The organism is Nocardiopsis sp. KDC1DS13DA1 (genome assembly GCF_055632325.1).
Genome location: NZ_JBVMUY010000004.1, coordinates 389433 through 405830 on the forward strand (window position 1 = coordinate 389433; position 16398 = coordinate 405830).

Sequence of the window (16398 nt, forward strand, 5' to 3'; positions counted from 1 at the left end):
GGTGCCACAATCCGGGCATGCGTACAGGAACTGACGTACTCCACGCCACCGACTGGTCCCGGCTCCTCCAGGCGGACGGCACTGCCGACGAGGTGCCCGAGGCCCTGGCGGCACTCCTGGACCGGGACGAGACGGGGTGGCGCCGTGCGCTCGACCGCCTGTACGGGCAGCTCCTGGAGGACGACGGCGTGTACCCGGCCACAGTGCCCGCCGTCCTGTTCGTGGCCGGGCTGCTGGACCACCCGGTCGCGGACGCGGTCCCGCCGTGGGACGGGCCGTGGCCGCGGACGCTCCGGGGGGTGCTGCTGGAGTTCCTGTGCGACGCCGCGCGCCGCGCCCGCTGGGACGACAGCCCCGACGAGGTCCTGGCCGCCGCGGCCGAGGCCGGCGGAGGCCTCGTGGAGCGCTTTCTCCGGGGCCTGGCCGACGAGCCGGAGGGGGACGGGGAGGACATGGCCCCCGAGGAGATGGAGGAGGCCCACGGCGCGCTGCTGGCGCGGGCGGCCCTCGACCTGCGCGCGGCCGCTCCCGTCCTCTACGACCTCGTGCGCCCCCACCTGACCCATGGCGACCGCCACGTCCGGCAGCGTGCCGTGGAGGCCGCCGGAGAGCTCGCGTGGCTGGGCGCGCCGGAGCTGGACCTGTCCGGGGCGGCGGACCTGGCGCAGACCCGGGACGAGGGGGCCGCCATCGTCCTCGCCCTGGGCCGCAACGGGCGCGACACCTCCGAGTTCCTCACCCACGCCGACCCGGCGATACGGGCCTGCGCCGCGCTGGCCCCCTCCCTGAGCGGCGATCCGGCCGCGACCGAGGAGCTGGCCGCCGCGCTCAGCCGGGCGGAGGAGGTCGACTCGTGGTTCTCGGTGCGGCCGCGGTGTTTCGACGGCCCCGTCAGGTCGACCCTGGTGGCGGAACTGTGCCAGCGCTGGCGTGCCGAGGGCAGGGACGCCGCGGACCTGCTTCCGGTGGCGCGGTCGGTGGTGGGCGTCACCGATCCGGACACGCTGCACAAGGATCTGGGGCCGCTGTACGGAGCGCTGTTCCGGCTCGGCGGCGAGGCGGGGTGGAGCACGCGGGACCTGAACGGTGTCCAACGCGACTACCTGCGCGTGCTCGTCGACGCCGGTCGACTGTGGTCCCGCGCCGACGACAGGTCCGAGGTGACGCGCCGCGCCCTGGCGCTGATCGGGGACGATCCCGCATGGACCGACTGGCGCCGCAGGCTCGCCCAGGGCGAGCTGCGGGGGCTCCTCGGCGCCCTCGGACTGCCCCGGGACCGGGAGGAGCTGCTGAGGCTGATCGACGGCTGAGACGGCTGAGCCGTCGACGCCGGTTTCCGTCCTGATCGGCATCGTCCGTCCGGTTCGGATGGCCACCTGCGGCCACGGCCTGGCCCATTCGCCGGACACGGGGTGCGGAGCGTGATGGGATGTCCCGCATGACTACCCCCACGCGGCTGAGCACGGCCGCACGACTCGTCACCGACTTCGCCGCCTCCGGCGCGCGCCTGTCCGACCGGGCCGACCTCGCGCGGTTCCTGCGGGAGCACCGGCTGGCCACCGACGGGGCCATCCCGATCACCCTCGGGGACCTGGAGGAGGCCCTGACCCTGCGCGACGCCATCCGCGCCGTCATCACCCACGGGCCCGAACCCGAGGGCGACGCCGAGGCCGAGGCGATCGCGCGCGGTCAGCGGGTGCTCGACGGTCTGCGCGTCACCGTCCGCCTGCTGCCCGACGCCGACTCCGCCTCCCCGCTGGCACCGGCCGTGGTCGACGAGGTGCGCCGGGGCCTGGCCCGGATCGCGGGCGCCTGGTCGGCCGTCCTGGCCACGGGGGAGTGGCGCGACCTGCGGGTCTGAGAAACGCCCGATCACCGACCGGTGACCGGCCGCTCAGCGGTCGTCGATCGCGCAGGCGGCGGTCCCTCCCGGCAGCCGGTAGCGGTTGGCGGCCACCCACCGGTAGGCGGCGCGGTTGACCGCGCGCAGGAGCGGCAGCCGCATCAGCCGCCCCAGGGGACGTACCAGGAACCGGCTGTGGACCAGTGCCTGGGCGATCGCGTCACCACCCGAGAACCGGCGACCGTCGGGGTAGACGATCCACGCCTCCCGGTCGGTCTGCTCGGGGGTGAGGCCGACTGCGGCCAGGTCGAAGTCCTGCCAGGCGACGAACCGGGTGCGGGTGCGCAGCCGATCGCGCCCGAAGACCGCCGCGCGCTGGCAGAACCCGCAGTCCCGGTCGTAGAGGAACGTCCCGGCGCCGGGGACGCCGTGTCCGCCGATGCCGCGGTCTCCGTCCGTGCGGTGCGTCATGCCTCCAGCATGCCCCCGGCGCGTCCGGGGGTACCGTCCGGCCCCCGGTTCACCCCCCGGCCGCTCCGCCCGGCGCCGGTTCGATCTCGCCGGTGTGGCGCACCCGTTCCATGGCCGGGGGCGACGCCAGGGGGGACAGGGCCGCCACCCGCACGACGAAGTGCGGTTCCACCATGGCGACGGCGGCCCAGGAGTAGGGCGAGTGGAGTACGTCGCACTGGTAGGGCGTCCCGTCGACGTCGATCAGCGTCCGCGACCACGTCGCGCCCAGGGGATGGGCCCGGGGTTCGGCGTCCGTGTCGCCCTCGGACCGCCGCTGGAGGAAGTCGCGCCCCGCGCCGAAGCGCCGGACCTGCTCGTGCAGGGGCGGCCAGTCCGCGTCCGGCCAGCGCCGGGTGGTCACCTCCAGGTCGGGTGTGCGCGCGTCCACGGCGGGGTGGCGGACGGTGCACTCCAGCACGTGGTCCTGGAGGGGGGAGAGCCCGACGTCGCCCAGACTGCCCGGGGCCGTCCGTCCGGCGGGGGCGAACAGCGGGAGGTCCGCCATCACCTGCTCGACGGAGATCGGTCGCGGTGTCCTGACCGGGTGCGGTCGTTCGCTGAACTCCATGCGCCCGATGCTAACCGTCGGCCCCCTCCGGGCGCCCTCACGCCGTCACGCGGTCGTCGGCCGCCGTGCGCTCAGCTCTCGTCGCGGCGGCGCAGGTAGCGCTCGAACTCCCGGGCGATGGCGTCACCCGAGGCCTCCGGCAGCTCCGCGGTGTCCTTGGCCTCCTCCAGGCCGCGCACGTAGGCGGAGATGTCCTCGTCCTCGGCGGTGAGCTCGTTGACGTTGGACTCCCACGACACCGCCTCCTCGGGCAGGTCGCCCAGCGGCACCGACACCCCGAGGAACTCCTCCACCCAGCCCAGCAGCGCCAGGGTCGCCTTCGGGCACGGCGGCTGCGCGACGTAGTGCGGGACGGCCGCCCACAGCGACACCGTCTCCAGGCCCACCTCGCTGAACGTCTCGTGCGCCACCCCGACGATCCCGGTGGGGCCGGAGTAGGTGGTCGGCTCCAGGCCGAACCCGTCGCCCAGCTCCACGGGGGAGGCGATCCCCGTCACCGGGATGGGTCGGGTGTGCGGCGCGTCGGCCAGCAGCGATCCCAGCATCACCACCCGTTCCACGCCCAGCTGCCGCGCGATCGCCAGCAGGTCGGCCGCGTAGGAGCGCCAGCGCATGTTGGGCTCGGGGCCGCTCACCAGCACGATGTCGCGTTCGGCACCGGGCGGGGTGGCCAGCGCCACCCGGGTGGTGGGCCACTCGACCTTGCCGACCAGGCCGTTGACCACGGACATGCGCGGCCGGGTGACCTGGAAGTCGTAGTAGTCGTCCGGGGTGAGCGCGCACAGCTCACGGGCGCCCCACACCGTGGACAGGTGCTCGACGGCGAGGGTGGCCGCCTCCCCGGCGTCGTTCCATCCCTCGAACGCCGCCACCAGCACTGGATCGACAAGCTCCCGGGTGAGCTTGATCATTCGGCGGCCCCTTCCTGCGCGCGGACGATTCCACCCTATGGGTTGGCACCCCGGCCTGGAAACCGGGATTTCGCGCTCGCCCGGACGGGCCCTCCCTGCGGAGCTCCCGCTGCGCCACCCACGCGGAAACGGACGGAAATCCGTCTGATTGGACCGGTGCGGACCGGGGCCGTCGCGCATATCGTGGAACGCACGTCTCACATAGCGAAACACCTGATGGGGTAGCCTCACAGCCAGCGACTGCGTTGGACAGAGCCGTCCCCCAGGCGCCCGACCCGACCGCGCCGGGGGTCGGCCCAGCACCGCGCACCGCGTGGGTCGGCCTGGGCCGCCGCGGCGCCCCCAAGACTAGAGTTGCGGATTATGAGAGCTCGCCTGACCTTCCGTGAAGCACTGTCCCAGCGTGTCATCGTGGCGGACGGAGCGATGGGCACCATGCTCCAGGCGCACGATCTCGACCTCGACCAGTTCGAGGGGCACGAGGGCTGCAACGACATCCTCAACGTCACCCGCCCCGACATCGTCCACGACACCCACGCGGCCTTCCTCGCCGTGGGTTCGGACTGCGTCGAGACCAACACCTTCTCCGCGAACTACGGCGGCCTGGCCGAGTACGGCATCGAGGACCGCGCCTACGAGATCGCGGAGGCGGGCGCGCGCGTGGCCCGCGAGGCCGCCGACGCCTACTCCACCCCCGATCACCCCCGCTACGTCCTCGGTTCGGTCGGTCCCGGCACCAAGCTGCCGACCCTGGGCCACTCCCCCTACGCCCTCCTGCGCGACCACTACGAGCAGTGCCACCGCGGGCTCATCGACGGCGGTGCCGACGCCCTCCTCATCGAGACCTGCCAGGACCTGCTCCAGGTCAAGGCGGCGGTCGTCGGCGCCCAGCGCGCCCGCAGGGCCCTGGGCAGCGACATCCCGATCATCGCCCAGGTCACCATCGAGACCACCGGCACCATGCTGATGGGTTCGGAGATCGGCGCCGCCCTGACCTCCCTGGCGCCGCTCGGCATCGACGTCATCGGCCTGAACTGCGCCACCGGCCCCGCCGAGATGAGCGAGCACCTGCGCTACCTGTCGCACCACTCGCCCATCCCGATCTCCTGCATGCCCAACGCGGGCCTGCCCCAGCTCGGCGCCGACGGCGCGGTCTACCCGCTCACCCCGGCCGAGCTGGCCGACGCCCACGACACCTTCACCTCCGAGTTCGGCCTGAGCATGGTCGGCGGCTGCTGCGGCACCACCCCCGAGCACCTGCGCCAGGTGGTCGAGCGCGTCCAGGGGCGCGGGATCAGGGACCGCAGGCCGCTCGTCGAGGCGGCGGCCTCCTCGCTCTACCAGAGCGTGCCCTTCCGCCAGGACGCCAGCTACCTCGCGGTCGGCGAGCGCACCAACGCCAACGGCTCCAAGAAGTTCCGCAGGGCCATGCTGGAGGAGCGCTGGGACGACTGCGTGGAGATGGCCCGCGACCAGATCCGCGACGGCGCCCACCTGCTCGACCTCAACATCGACTACGTGGGCCGCGACGGCGTCCGCGACATGCGCGAGCTGGCCTCCCGCTTCGCCACCTCCTCCACCCTGCCGATCATGCTCGACTCCACCGAGCCCGCCGTGCTGGAGGCCGGTCTGGAGGCGCTGGGCGGGCGCGCGGTGATCAACTCGGTCAACTACGAGGACGGCGACGGCCCCGACTCGCGCTTCACCCGCATCATGGAGCTGGTCTCCGAGCACGGCGCGGCCGTGGTCGGGCTGTGCATCGACGAGGAGGGCCAGGCCCGCACCGCCGACTGGAAGCTGCGCGTGGCCACCCGCCTGATCGAGCAGATCACCGGCGAGTGGGGGCTGCGGACCGGCGACATCATCATCGACTGCCTCACCTTCCCCATCACCACCGGCCAGGAGGAGACCCGGCGCGACGGCATCGAGACCCTCGACGCCATCCGCGAGCTCAAGCGCCGCTACCCGGACGTGCAGACCACGCTCGGCCTGTCCAACCTGTCCTTCGGCGTCAACCCGGCCGCCCGCATCGTGCTCAACTCGGTGTTCCTGCACGAGGCGGTCGAGGCCGGGCTGGACTCGGCGATCGTGCACGCCTCCAAGATCGTGCCGATCAACCAGATCCCCGAGGAGCAGCGCGAGGTCGCCCTGGACCTGGTCTACGACCGGCGCACCGACGACTACGACCCCCTGTCCAGGTTCATCGAGCTCTTCGAGGGCGTGGACGCCAAGTCCATGCGGGCCTCCCGGGCCGAGGAACTGGCCGCCCTGCCGCTGTGGGAGCGCCTGGAACGGCGCATCGTCGACGGTGAGATGAGCGGTATCGAGGCCGACCTGGACGCGGCGCTGGAGCAGCGGCCCGCCCTGGCGGTCGTCAACGACACGCTCCTGGAGGGCATGAAGACCGTCGGCGAGCTGTTCGGCTCCGGGCAGATGCAGCTGCCGTTCGTGCTCAAGTCCGCCGAGGTCATGAAGGGCGCGGTCGCCTACCTCGAACCGCACATGGAAAAGACCGACGACGACGGCAAGGGGCGCATCGTCCTGGCCACCGTCAAGGGCGACGTCCACGACATCGGCAAGAACCTCGTCGACATCATCCTGTCCAACAACGGCTACGACGTCGTCAACATCGGCATCAAGCAGCCGGTGTCGGCGATCCTGGAGGCCGCCGAGAAGGAGCGCGCCGACGTCATCGGCATGTCGGGGCTGCTGGTCAAGTCCACGGTGATCATGAAGGAGAACCTGGAGGAGATGAACTCCCGGGGCATCTCCGAGCGCTTCCCCGTGCTGCTGGGCGGCGCGGCGCTCACCCGCTCCTACGTGGAGCAGGACCTGGCGGAGATGTTCGACGGCCAGGTCCGCTACGCCAAGGACGCCTTCGAGGGGCTGCGCCTGATGGACAGCTTCATGGCGGTCAAGCGCGGCGAGGAGGGCGCCGAGCTGCCCGCGCTGCGCCAGCGCAGGGTGCGCCGGGGCGCCACCCTGAAGGTGACCGAGCCCGAGGACATGCCCGCGCGCAGCGACGTGGCCACCGACAACCGGGTGCCCGTGCCGCCGTTCTGGGGCGACCGGATCAGCAAGGGCGTCCCGCTGGCCGACTACTCCGCCTTCCTCGACGAGCGCGCGACGTTCATGGGGCAGTGGGGGCTCAAGGCCGCCCGGGGCGGCAACGGCCCCAGCTACGAGGAGCTCGTGGAGACCGAGGGGCGCCCGCGCATGCGGATGTGGCTGGACCGCATCCAGACCGACGGCCTGTTGGAGGCCGCGGTCGTGCACGGGCACTTCCCCTGCTACAGCGAGGGCGACGACCTCGTTGTGCTGGACGAGGACGGCGCGACCGAGCGCACCCGCTTCACGTTCCCGCGCCAGCGCCGCGACCGGCACCTGTGCCTGGCCGACTACTTCCGGCCCAAGGAGTCGGGGGAGCTCGACGTGGTGTCCTTCCAGGTCGTGACCGTGGGTTCGGCGATCAGCCGGGCCACGGCGGAACTGTTCGAGAAAAACGCCTACCGCGACTACCTGGAGCTGCACGGCCTGTCCGTCCAGCTGACCGAGGCGCTGGCCGAGTACTGGCACACCCGGGTCCGGGCCGAACTGGGCTTCGCGGGCGAGGACCCGGCCGAACTGGACGCCTTCTTCAAGCTCGGCTACCGCGGCGCGCGGTTCTCCCTGGGCTACGGGGCCTGCCCCAACCTGGAGGACCGGGCCAAGATCATGCGCCTGCTGGAGCCCGAGCGGGTGGGGGTCACGCTGTCGGAGGAGTTCCAGCTCGTTCCCGAGCAGGCCACCGACGCCATCGTCATCCACCACCCGGAGGCGACCTACTTCAACGTCTGACCGGTCCCGGCCGGTCGGTAGCATCGGCTTTCCACACCCGGCCCCGCCGCTGGAGACAACGGCGGGGCCGCGGCCGTGCGGCCGGCGGACCCAAGTGTTCGCGGTGCGGACAGAGCGCCGACAGCCACGCGTCACGCCCCGGGCGCCCGGGGCCGCCCACGATGGTGGGATCCCGGGCGCCCCGCGGGCGTGCGGGTGAGCAGGGGCGCCCGCGAACGACACGAGAGGGGAGAGCGTGGTGCCGGTCCGCCCAGGGCGGGGCCGCACCACCGAGAGCATGACTGAACCGAGCACTCCGGGCCGCCGCGCGACCGCGGGCGAGCCCACCGGGGAGCGCCGCCTCCAGGCGGTCCTCCTGGACATGGACGGGACCCTCATCGAGAGCGAGGGGCTGTGGGGGGAGTCCGAGGCCGAACTCGTCGCGGAGCTGGGCGGTGTGTGGACCGAGGAGGACCACGAGCGCAACGTCGGCAACGCCGCCGAGCCCGTGGGCCGGTACATCATCGGGCTGACCGGTGCCGACCTGACCCCGCGCCAGGTCGCCGACCGGCTCTACGAGAAGTTCCGCGCCAAGCTGGAGGACGGCGCCGAGCTGCGGCCCGGCGCCAAGGAGCTGGTCGCGCTGGTGTCCGGTGCGGGCATCCCGGTGTCGTTGGTGACCTCCACCGAGCGCGCGCTGGTCAGCGCGGCGATCGGCGGGATCGGTCTGGAGAGCTTCGACGACTCCGTGGCCGGGGACGAGGTCGGTGCGAACAAGCCCGACCCCGACCCCTACCTGACCGCGGCCCGGCGGCTGGGGGTGGACCCCCGGCGCTGTGTGGCCGTGGAGGACTCGGTCGTCGGTGTGGCCTCGGCCGCCTCGGCGGGCTGTGCGACGGTCGCGGTACCCAACCACGTGGAGATCGCCCCGCGCGAGGGCGTGGTCTTCCGCGAGTCGCTGGTGGGCGTGGACCTGGAGTGGCTGGAGTCGCTGGTCGCCGACCGCTGATCCGCACGCTCGGAAGGGGCCGCGGCGCGGGGCGCCGCGGCCCCCGGCGTAGGTCCGCGAGGACGGTCCGACGAGAGCGCGTGCGTCGCCTCCCGCGTACGGACGACACAGACCCCTCGATTCCTGACACGGCGACGGGGAGGCGTTGCGGTGGCCTGCGGCCCCGGCGAGGCTGGAGCCATGACCAAGACCATCGCGTACGTGCTCTACCCCGAACTCACCGCGCTCGACCTCGTCGGTCCCCTCACCGTGACCTCCGTCCTGGAGAAACTCGGTTCGGACTGGCGCACCGTGACCGTGGCCCGTGACCTGTCCGCCGTGGACAGCGACGCCCCCGTCGGACTGCGTGCGACGGCGACGTTCGACCAGGTCACCGAACCCCACGTCGTGATCGTCCCCGGAGGGACCGCCGGTACCCTCGCGGCCTGCGCGGACCGGGACCTGCTGGGCTGGCTGCGTACGGCGGCGGAGTCGGCTCACCTCATGGCGTCGGTGTGCACCGGTTCGCTGATCCTGGGCGCCGCGGGTCTGCTGCGGGGCCGTCGCGCCACGACGCACTGGAGCCTCCTCGACGCGTTGCCCCGGTTCGGCGCCACCCCCGTGTCCGAGCGCTGGGTCCGGGACGGGGACGTCCTCACCGCGGCGGGCGTGTCCGCCGGTATCGACATGGCGTTGCACCTGGTCCGCGAGTTGGAGGGGGAGGACGCCGCCCGCCTGGCGCAGCTGGTGATCGAGTACGACCCCGAGCCGCCTCTGGGTCCCGTCGACTGGGCGTGGGTCGAGCACTCCGAGCAGCCGGACCTGTTGCGCAGGCACATGCACGCGGCACTGAACGAGAGCCTCGGCCCGGCCCCGGAGGCGGCCGACTGACCGCGGGCCCCTCGGCGTCGCTTCGGTTGATCCGCCGACGGCGTGTGTACCGTGGAAGCGGGGCCCCGAGCGGGCGCCGGACCGGGGAACTCCCTAAGGGATCGGCCTGATGTGCGCTCCGGCGTCGGATGGGAGACTGGCGACATGTTCGAGCTGCCTGAGAATCTGCCCGTCTCCGATCTGACCGTGGGCGCGGTCCTCACCGGGCTGGGGCTGATCGTCTCCTTCCTCGTGTGGCGCCGCAGGGGCGCCGCCTCGGGCGTCCGCGGCGTGGCCTGGTCGCTGCTGCCGCTGTCGGTGGCCCTGCTCGGGTTGATGAGCGTGGTGTGGGAGTTCGTGCGCGGGGTCGTGGGTGTCCTCACCGGGCTGTTGATCAGCCCGTTCGTCTGGGCCGGGGTGATACTCGCGGGACTGGCCGTGGTGCTCTACGTCGCCTCCGGGGTCATGCGCTCGCGCGGTGTGGGAACCGGGGCGCGCGCCGGGAAGGCCAAGGCCGCGGCGGAAGCCGGTGGCGAGGAGGGCGGCAAGGTCGGACCGGGTACCGGCAAGCCCCAGGTGGGCCCCGCCCGGAAGAAGGCCGCGCCCGCCGACGACCTGTCCGACTTCGGTGACATCGAGGATCTCCTGCGCAAGCGCGGGATCGACTAGGTTCCGGTTCCCGGAGCGCTCACCTCGGGGAAGAGGGCCCGGAGGCTCTGCCTAGGCCTGCTCCCCGTCCCAGCCCCAGCGGGGTGTGGGTCCCGGATCGCCCAGATCCGTCCCGACGGGGGTCTGGGACACGTCGCGGGCGATCCGCGTCCCCCAGTCGAAGTACTCCAGCACCGTGCGCCGCAGACGGGCGTCCTCGGGCAGTTCGCGCCGCACGGCCTGGTCCATCAGCTCCATCCACCGGGCCCGTTGCTCCTCGGTGATCGACAGGCCCAGGTGGCTGCGGAGCAGCGCTTGGTGTCCGCCGAGCCGCTCGGTGAAGTCCGCGGGTCCGCCGAAGACCTCGGCCAGCCACACCGCCACGTGCTCGCGGTGCTCGGGGGTGAAATCGGCGAAGACCGGGGCCAGCAGGGGGTCCGCCAGGACCAGCGTGTAGAAGGACTCCGAGAGCCGTCGCAGGGACTCCTCCCCTCCCACCGCCTCGAACAGGGTCTCCCGTCGCGGCGTCCCGGCGCTGCCGTGGACGGCGGTCGGCGTGTAGTGGCTCATCTCCTCGATGTCTCCGATGAAGGGCCGGACCGACTCCAGGAACGGGGGGAAGTGCGGGCCGCCGCGGAAACCCTTCTCGTGGTCCTCCCGCGAGGTCCACTTGATGCGCAGCACGTAGCGTTCGGGGTCCTCGATCCCGTGGGACAGGTCGTAGCCCAGGCAGTAGGGCGAGGCGTCCAACCAGGTCGACGCGTCCGTGTAGGCCCGCTCGAACGCGGTTCGACGCTCAGGGGCGCTGATGCGATAGCGGATGTACTCCAGGATCATCGCTGCTCCAGCCGAAGGGGGGTGTCCCGCCGGAAGTCCCGCGCGGGACGGCGCACGTGCGCGATCCCAAGCTATACGGGTTCCGCCGTGCGGCGGGACAACCGCCCGAGGGGCGTCCCCCGGGCTGCCGGGACGGCCGCCCCCACCACGCCCCCGTGACCTGATTCGCCGCGTCTCCCGGTCCCATGCCCGGGTGCTGGAGCTGATCGACGGCCTGGACGACGGGCGGGCGGCCATGCCCTCGGCCCTCTCCGGATGGACACGCGGGCACGTCGTCCGGCACCTGACGGACAACGCCCGCACCTTCGAACGGCAGGCCCGGTTCGCGCTGCGGGGCGAGCCGGTCGAGATGTACGACGGAGGCCGAGAGGGGCACGACCGGTCGATCGAACGGGGCGCTTCCCGTCCCCTGGCCCGCCTGCGCGAGGACCTGAGGTCGGCCCAACTCTCCCCGGAGCGGACCTGGGCCCCGCTGACGGCGGAGGACTGGCGCCGACCGGTGCGCTTCCGCCACGCCACGGTCCTGGACCCCGCCGACTGAGGTCCGGGGCGCGTCCCGGGCCCCAGGCACCTCCCACCGCCCCTCTACCACTTCTGCCGAGTGCGCCCCACAGCATGCTCCCTGTCCCGTGCGCACCAACCGTTCCGGCCCCTCCCAGGGTCAACACCGCCGGTCCGAGGGGTGACGGGGAACGAACCGGCAACGGAACGGTGACAGCGCGGACGAGGGTCAGTCAAAGGCGGCTCCGCCGTCGCTTTGTGAATGCGGGCGACCACTCTCGGACCCATAGCACTTGCCATAGCGTCCCCTCTTCGGTGCGGTTTCCCCTGTTATCAGGGAGTATCGTAGGGGTCGGTTACTGAGTGGTATGCCCAGGTCACCAGGGTCATCCGATGAATGTGAAGTTTGGCGAAGGGTGGCAAGAAATGAGTTTTTTGTCATCATTTGTCACGATTCAGATACATGACCCAAAACTGGACGATATGCGCCTGTCGGGCGAGTAGGTTGGTCGCTGTGTAACAGCCCGGGCGGTTTCGTGCCGGGTGTGTCGAACTTCTCACGTGAGTCAGCACACCCGAGCAGCCGTGTCCGGCGCGGTGGAGGCACCCCCTCCTCGCCGCCGGTTCCGCCCACGCCAGCCAGTGTCGAGAACCGACCGGCCCCACATCGTGAGGACCCCAGAAGGGTCATCCCCGGTTCGCACGTGTGGGTTCAGTCCTCCCTCGGCCGAAGCGTATGAGTGGAGAGAGTGGTGTCCCGATGAGTGCGCCCTCGCAAGCCCCCGAGTCGGCCGACCAGCCGACCTCAGCGGACGACGTCGAGGAGTCCAAGGCCACGTCCGGCCGCGGCGGATCGGACAACCGGTCCCTCCGGCAGATCGCGTGGCAGCGACTGAAGCGGGACAAGGTCGCGATGGTCTCCGGCGTGGTGGTGCTGCTGCTCATCCTCGCCGCGATCCTGGCGCCGCTCCTGACGAAGTGGTTCGGGTACCCGCCCACCGAGTACCACCAGGACCTCATCGACCCCTCCACGCGGCTCCCCTTCAAGGACCCGGAGAACCCCACCGACCCGATGACCGGCTTCGCGGTCACCGACCCCTGGGGCGGCATCAGCGCCGACCACTGGCTCGGCGTCGAGCCCACCACGGGCCGCGACCTGCTCAGCCGACTGCTCTACGGTGCGCAGATCTCCCTGCTGGTGGCCTTCCTGTCCACCCTGCTGTGCGTCGTGATCGGCACCGTCCTGGGCATCATCGCCGGGTACAAGGGCGGCTGGGTCGACACCCTCATCAGCCGGGCCATGGACATCTTCCTGGCCTTCCCGCTGATGCTCTTCGCGATCGCCCTGGTCGGCGTCATCCCCGACGGCGTCCTGGGGCTGAGCGGCAACGGCCTGCGCATCGGGGTCATCGTCTTCATCATCGGGTTCTTCAACTGGCCCTACATCGCCCGTATCGTCCGCGGTCAGACGCTCTCCCTGCGCGAGCGCGAGTTCGTCGAGGCGGCCCGCAGCCTGGGTGCCGGCAACCGGCACATCCTGGTCAAGGAGATCCTGCCCAACCTGATCACGCCGATCCTGGTCTACTCGACGCTCCTGATCCCCACGAACATCCTGTTCGAGGCGGCGCTGAGCTTCCTGGGCGTGGGCATCAACCCGCCCACTCCCAGCTGGGGAAAGATGCTCTCCGAGGCGATCCCGTTCTACCAGAACGGCCCCTACTTCGTCGTCTTCCCCGGCCTGGCCATCTTCATCACCGTCCTGGCGTTCAACCTGTTCGGTGACGGCCTGCGCGACGCCTTCGACCCCAAGACCTCGGACTGATCCGCGTCGGTACGGGGCGCGGGGCGCACCGCCCCACTCCCGTACCGACACGGATCGACCCGCGGGTCCAACCATCCCCTTTCAGGTTCGGTAGAGAGGTAGATCCTTGAGGAAACGCACCCTCGGCTTCGTCGCGCTCGGCGCGGCGGCGTCCATCTTCCTGTCCGCGTGCGGCGGCGGCGACGGTTCCGGCGGCGACGGTGAGGGCGGCGTAGGCGCCGGCTTCAACGCCGCCGAGAGCGACATCGTCAACCCCTCGGAGGCCACCGGCGGCACCCTGCGCTACGCCCTCCAGTCCGACTTCGACTCCGTCGACCCGGGCAACACCTACTACGGCTTCAACTGGAACTTCTCGCGTTACTACGCGCGGACCCTGCTGGCCTACAACCCGGAGCCGGGCGAGAACGCCACCGACCTGGTCCCCGACATGGCCGCGGCGATGCCCACGCCGAACGAGGACTTCACCGAGTGGACGGTCGAGATCCAGCAGGGCCTCAAGTACGAGGACGGCTCGGAGATCACCGCCCAGGACATCAAGTACGGCATCATCCGCGGTGACTTCAACGGCGGCACCCTGGTCAACGGGCCGAGCTACTTCGCCCAGAACCTCGACGCCGACGCGGACTTCAACGTCTACGAGTCCTCGGACCCGCTCGGCGAGTTCGACGCCATCGAGACCCCGGACGACCACACCCTGGTCTTCCACCTCAAGGACAGCTTCTCCGAGTTCCCCAACATCCTGATCATGCCGCAGACCGCCCCGGTCCCGGTGGACGCGGACACGGGTGAGCTCTACCAGCAGCGCGTCCTGTCCTCGGGCCCGTACAAGTTCGACGGCGACTACGAGCCCGGCGTCCAGCTCAACCTGGTCCGCAACGAGGAGTGGGACGGCGACAGCGACCCGATCCGCGCGGCCCTGCCGGACCGCGTCGAGGTCGAGATCGGCGTCAACCAGGACGAGATCGACGAGCGCCTCGTCAACGGCGAGCTCGACGTCGACCTGTCCGGCGTGGGCGTGGGCCCGGCCATGCACAGCCGCCTGGCCGGTGAGGAGTCCGAGCGGCCCAACATCGACAACCTGTACTCGGGCGCCAACCGCTACGTGAACATCCACATCCCCGTGATCGAGGACGTGAACTGCCGCCAGGCGATCATGTACGCGGCCAACCGCGACAGCATGCACCGCGCCTGGGGCGGCGAGCTGGGCGGCGACATCGCCACCAACCTGATCCCGCCGCAGATCCCGGGTGCGGACCCGGAGAGCGACCTGTACCCCTCCGACGACAACACGGGTGACCTCGACGCCGCCCGCGAGAAGCTGGAGGAGTGCGGCGAGGAGGACGGCTTCGAGACCGTCATCGCCGTCCGCGAGGGGCGCGAGAACGACGTCCAGACCGCCGAGGCCCTGCAGGAGGCCCTGAGCCGCGTCGGTATCGAGGTCAGCGTCGAGACCTACCCGGCCGGTGACTTCTACGGCCAGTACGCCGGTTCCCAGGACTTCGTCCGCGAGAACAACATCGGCCTGAGCGTCTCCGGCTGGATCCCCGACTGGCCCACCGGCTACGGGTTCGCCCAGGCGATCACCGACGGCCGCGCCATCCAGGAGACCGGCAACTACAACATGGCCGAGCTCGACGACCCCGAGATCAACGAGCTGTGGGACCGGTCGATGCAGACCGAGGACCCGGAGGAGCGCGCCAGCATCTACGAGCAGATCGACACGCTCGTGATGGAGCAGGCCGCGATCATGCCGGTGGTCTTCGACCGCGCCATGTTCTACCGCTCCCCTGAGCTGACCAACGTCTACTTCCAGCCGGGTTACGCCATGTACGACTACATGGCCCTGGGTGTGGACCGCGGCTAGCAACCACCGGCCAAGTTCCGAACTATCACGACAAGGCAGGTGAAGGCGGCGGGGGCCCTGCGGCCCCGCGGGTAGCCCCCGCCGCCGACCGCGATGTTGACCTACATTCTCCGCCGACTCGGTGCGGGCCTGTTGCTGCTCGCCATCGTCACGATGGTCACCTTCTGGATCTTCTACGTCCTGCCCCGCTGGGCCGGGGTGACGCCAGAGGGCATGGCCGCCATGTACGTGGGCAAGGCGCCCACCCCCGAGGCCCTGGCGGCCACGGTGGAACGGCTCGGGCTGGACCAGCCGATCGCCGTCCAGTTCTACGACTTCATGAGGACGCTGTTCCTCGGTACCGAGTACACCTTCGGTCGGCAGACGGTGGAGTGCGCGGCGCCGTGCCTGGGCTACTCCTTCACGACCAACACCCCGGTCCTGGAGCAGATCGTCAACCGCCTGCCGGTCACGATGTCCCTGGCCGCCGGTGCGGCCGTCATCTGGGTCATCGGCGGCGTCGCGGTCGGCGTGCTCTCGGCCGTCAAGAAGGGCAGCATCTTCGACCGGATCGCCATGTCCCTGGCCCTGGTCGGCGTCTCGCTGCCGATCTACTTCACCGGCCTGCTCTCGCTGGCGTTCCTGGTGCACAACTGGAACCTCTTCCCGGTGCCCCGGTACGTGCCCCTCACCGAGGACCCGATCGGCTGGGTCCAGGTGATGATCCTCCCGTGGGTGACCCTGGCGTTCCTGCACGCCGCGCAGTACGCCCGCCAGACCCGTGCGGGCATGCTGGAGACCCTGGGCGAGGACTACATCCGCACCGCCCGGGCCAAGGGCCTGAGCGAGCGGCGGGTGATCTTCAAGCACGCGCTGCGGCCCACGCTGACCCCGATCGTCACGATCTTCGGCCTCGACCTGGGCCTGGTGCTCGGCGGAGCCATCCTGACCGAGACGACGTTCTCGCTCAACGGCATCGGCAAGTACGCGATCGACGCCATCGTCTCCAAGGACCTCCCCGTGATCCTCGGCGTCACCCTCATGGGCGCGTTCTTCATCGTTCTCTGCAACCTGATCGTCGACCTGCTCTACCCGGTCGTCGACCCGCGGGTGCGGATCGCCAAGTAGCACGCGACAGCGCCGACCAGACCAGCTCTAGTGAAGGAATGTGACATGGCCTCGACCGAGCCCGTCGTCCGGGTGGACGACCTGCGGGTGACGTTCCCGACGATGGACGG

Annotated in this window: 14 protein-coding genes; 10 read left to right on the top strand and 4 right to left on the bottom strand. The window is 71.1% G+C overall.

From position 1 onward, the window contains the following. The first annotated feature begins 17 nt into the window (after positions 1-17). Complete coding sequence (locus ACTVAJ_RS03620; protein ID WP_470386569.1) at positions 18-1310, top strand: hypothetical protein; 1293 nt, start codon at positions 18-20, stop codon at positions 1308-1310. Positions 1311-1438: 128 nt separating this feature from the next. Then, positions 1439-1861 carry an ABATE domain-containing protein gene (locus ACTVAJ_RS03625; protein ID WP_470386570.1) on the top strand — a complete coding sequence of 141 codons (423 nt, stop codon included), beginning with the start codon at positions 1439-1441 and terminating at the stop codon, positions 1859-1861. 33 nt (positions 1862-1894) lie between these two features. Here the strand turns inward: ACTVAJ_RS03625 and ACTVAJ_RS03630 are convergent, their stop codons facing one another. From ACTVAJ_RS03630 to ACTVAJ_RS03640, 3 genes are all read right to left on the bottom strand, one after another. After that, positions 1895-2314 carry a thiol-disulfide oxidoreductase DCC family protein gene (locus ACTVAJ_RS03630; RefSeq protein WP_470386571.1) on the bottom strand — a complete coding sequence of 140 codons (420 nt, stop codon included), beginning with the start codon at positions 2312-2314 and terminating at the stop codon, positions 1895-1897. A gap of 49 nt (positions 2315-2363) precedes the next feature. Further along, entirely contained in the window at positions 2364-2924 is a 561-nt protein-coding gene (locus ACTVAJ_RS03635; RefSeq protein ID WP_470386572.1) for a hypothetical protein, read from the bottom strand. A 71-nt stretch (positions 2925-2995) separates the two neighbouring features. Next, positions 2996-3835, bottom strand: coding sequence for a PAC2 family protein (locus ACTVAJ_RS03640; RefSeq protein ID WP_470386573.1), 840 nt, complete (start codon positions 3833-3835; stop codon positions 2996-2998). 363 nt (positions 3836-4198) lie between these two features. On the opposite strand from ACTVAJ_RS03640, the gene metH reads away from it, so the two are divergent. From metH to ACTVAJ_RS03660, 4 genes are all read left to right on the top strand, one after another. Continuing rightward, positions 4199-7672: a methionine synthase gene (metH, locus tag ACTVAJ_RS03645; RefSeq protein WP_470386574.1), complete on the top strand. Its 3474-nt coding sequence runs from the start codon at positions 4199-4201 to the stop codon at positions 7670-7672. A 277-nt stretch (positions 7673-7949) separates the two neighbouring features. Then, positions 7950-8660 (top strand): HAD family hydrolase, encoded by a 711-nt coding sequence (locus ACTVAJ_RS03650; protein ID WP_470386575.1) that lies wholly within the window; start codon positions 7950-7952, stop codon positions 8658-8660. A 180-nt stretch (positions 8661-8840) separates the two neighbouring features. After that, the gene (locus tag ACTVAJ_RS03655; RefSeq protein ID WP_470386576.1) at positions 8841-9530 is read left to right on the top strand and encodes a DJ-1/PfpI family protein; all 690 of its coding nucleotides are present in this window, start codon (positions 8841-8843) and stop codon (positions 9528-9530) included. A gap of 144 nt (positions 9531-9674) precedes the next feature. Next, positions 9675-10178: a cellulose synthase gene (locus tag ACTVAJ_RS03660; RefSeq protein ID WP_470386577.1), complete on the top strand. Its 504-nt coding sequence runs from the start codon at positions 9675-9677 to the stop codon at positions 10176-10178. Between the two features lie 51 nt (positions 10179-10229). Here ACTVAJ_RS03660 and ACTVAJ_RS03665 read toward each other — a convergent pair whose 3' ends face one another. After that, positions 10230-10994 (bottom strand): globin domain-containing protein, encoded by a 765-nt coding sequence (locus ACTVAJ_RS03665; protein ID WP_470386578.1) that lies wholly within the window; start codon positions 10992-10994, stop codon positions 10230-10232. Between ACTVAJ_RS03665 and ACTVAJ_RS03670 the strand changes: the two genes are divergently transcribed. The 4 genes from ACTVAJ_RS03670 to ACTVAJ_RS03685 all read left to right on the top strand — a co-directional run bounded on the left by ACTVAJ_RS03670 (position 10978) and on the right by ACTVAJ_RS03685 (position 16288). Continuing rightward, positions 10978-11535, top strand: a complete 558-nt coding sequence (locus ACTVAJ_RS03670; RefSeq protein ID WP_470386579.1) for a maleylpyruvate isomerase N-terminal domain-containing protein — start codon at positions 10978-10980, stop codon at positions 11533-11535. The two genes, ACTVAJ_RS03665 and ACTVAJ_RS03670, sit on opposite strands and share 17 nt — an antisense overlap. Positions 11536-12255: 720 nt before the next feature. Next, positions 12256-13317, top strand: coding sequence for an ABC transporter permease (locus tag ACTVAJ_RS03675; protein WP_470386580.1), 1062 nt, complete (start codon positions 12256-12258; stop codon positions 13315-13317). 106 nt (positions 13318-13423) lie between these two features. Further along, entirely contained in the window at positions 13424-15181 is a 1758-nt protein-coding gene (locus ACTVAJ_RS03680; RefSeq protein WP_470386581.1) for an ABC transporter substrate-binding protein, read from the top strand. Positions 15182-15274: 93 nt separating this feature from the next. Continuing rightward, a complete protein-coding gene (locus ACTVAJ_RS03685; protein WP_470386582.1) occupies positions 15275-16288 on the top strand; it encodes an ABC transporter permease in 1014 nt (337 codons plus the stop codon). Positions 16289-16398 lie beyond the last annotated feature (110 nt).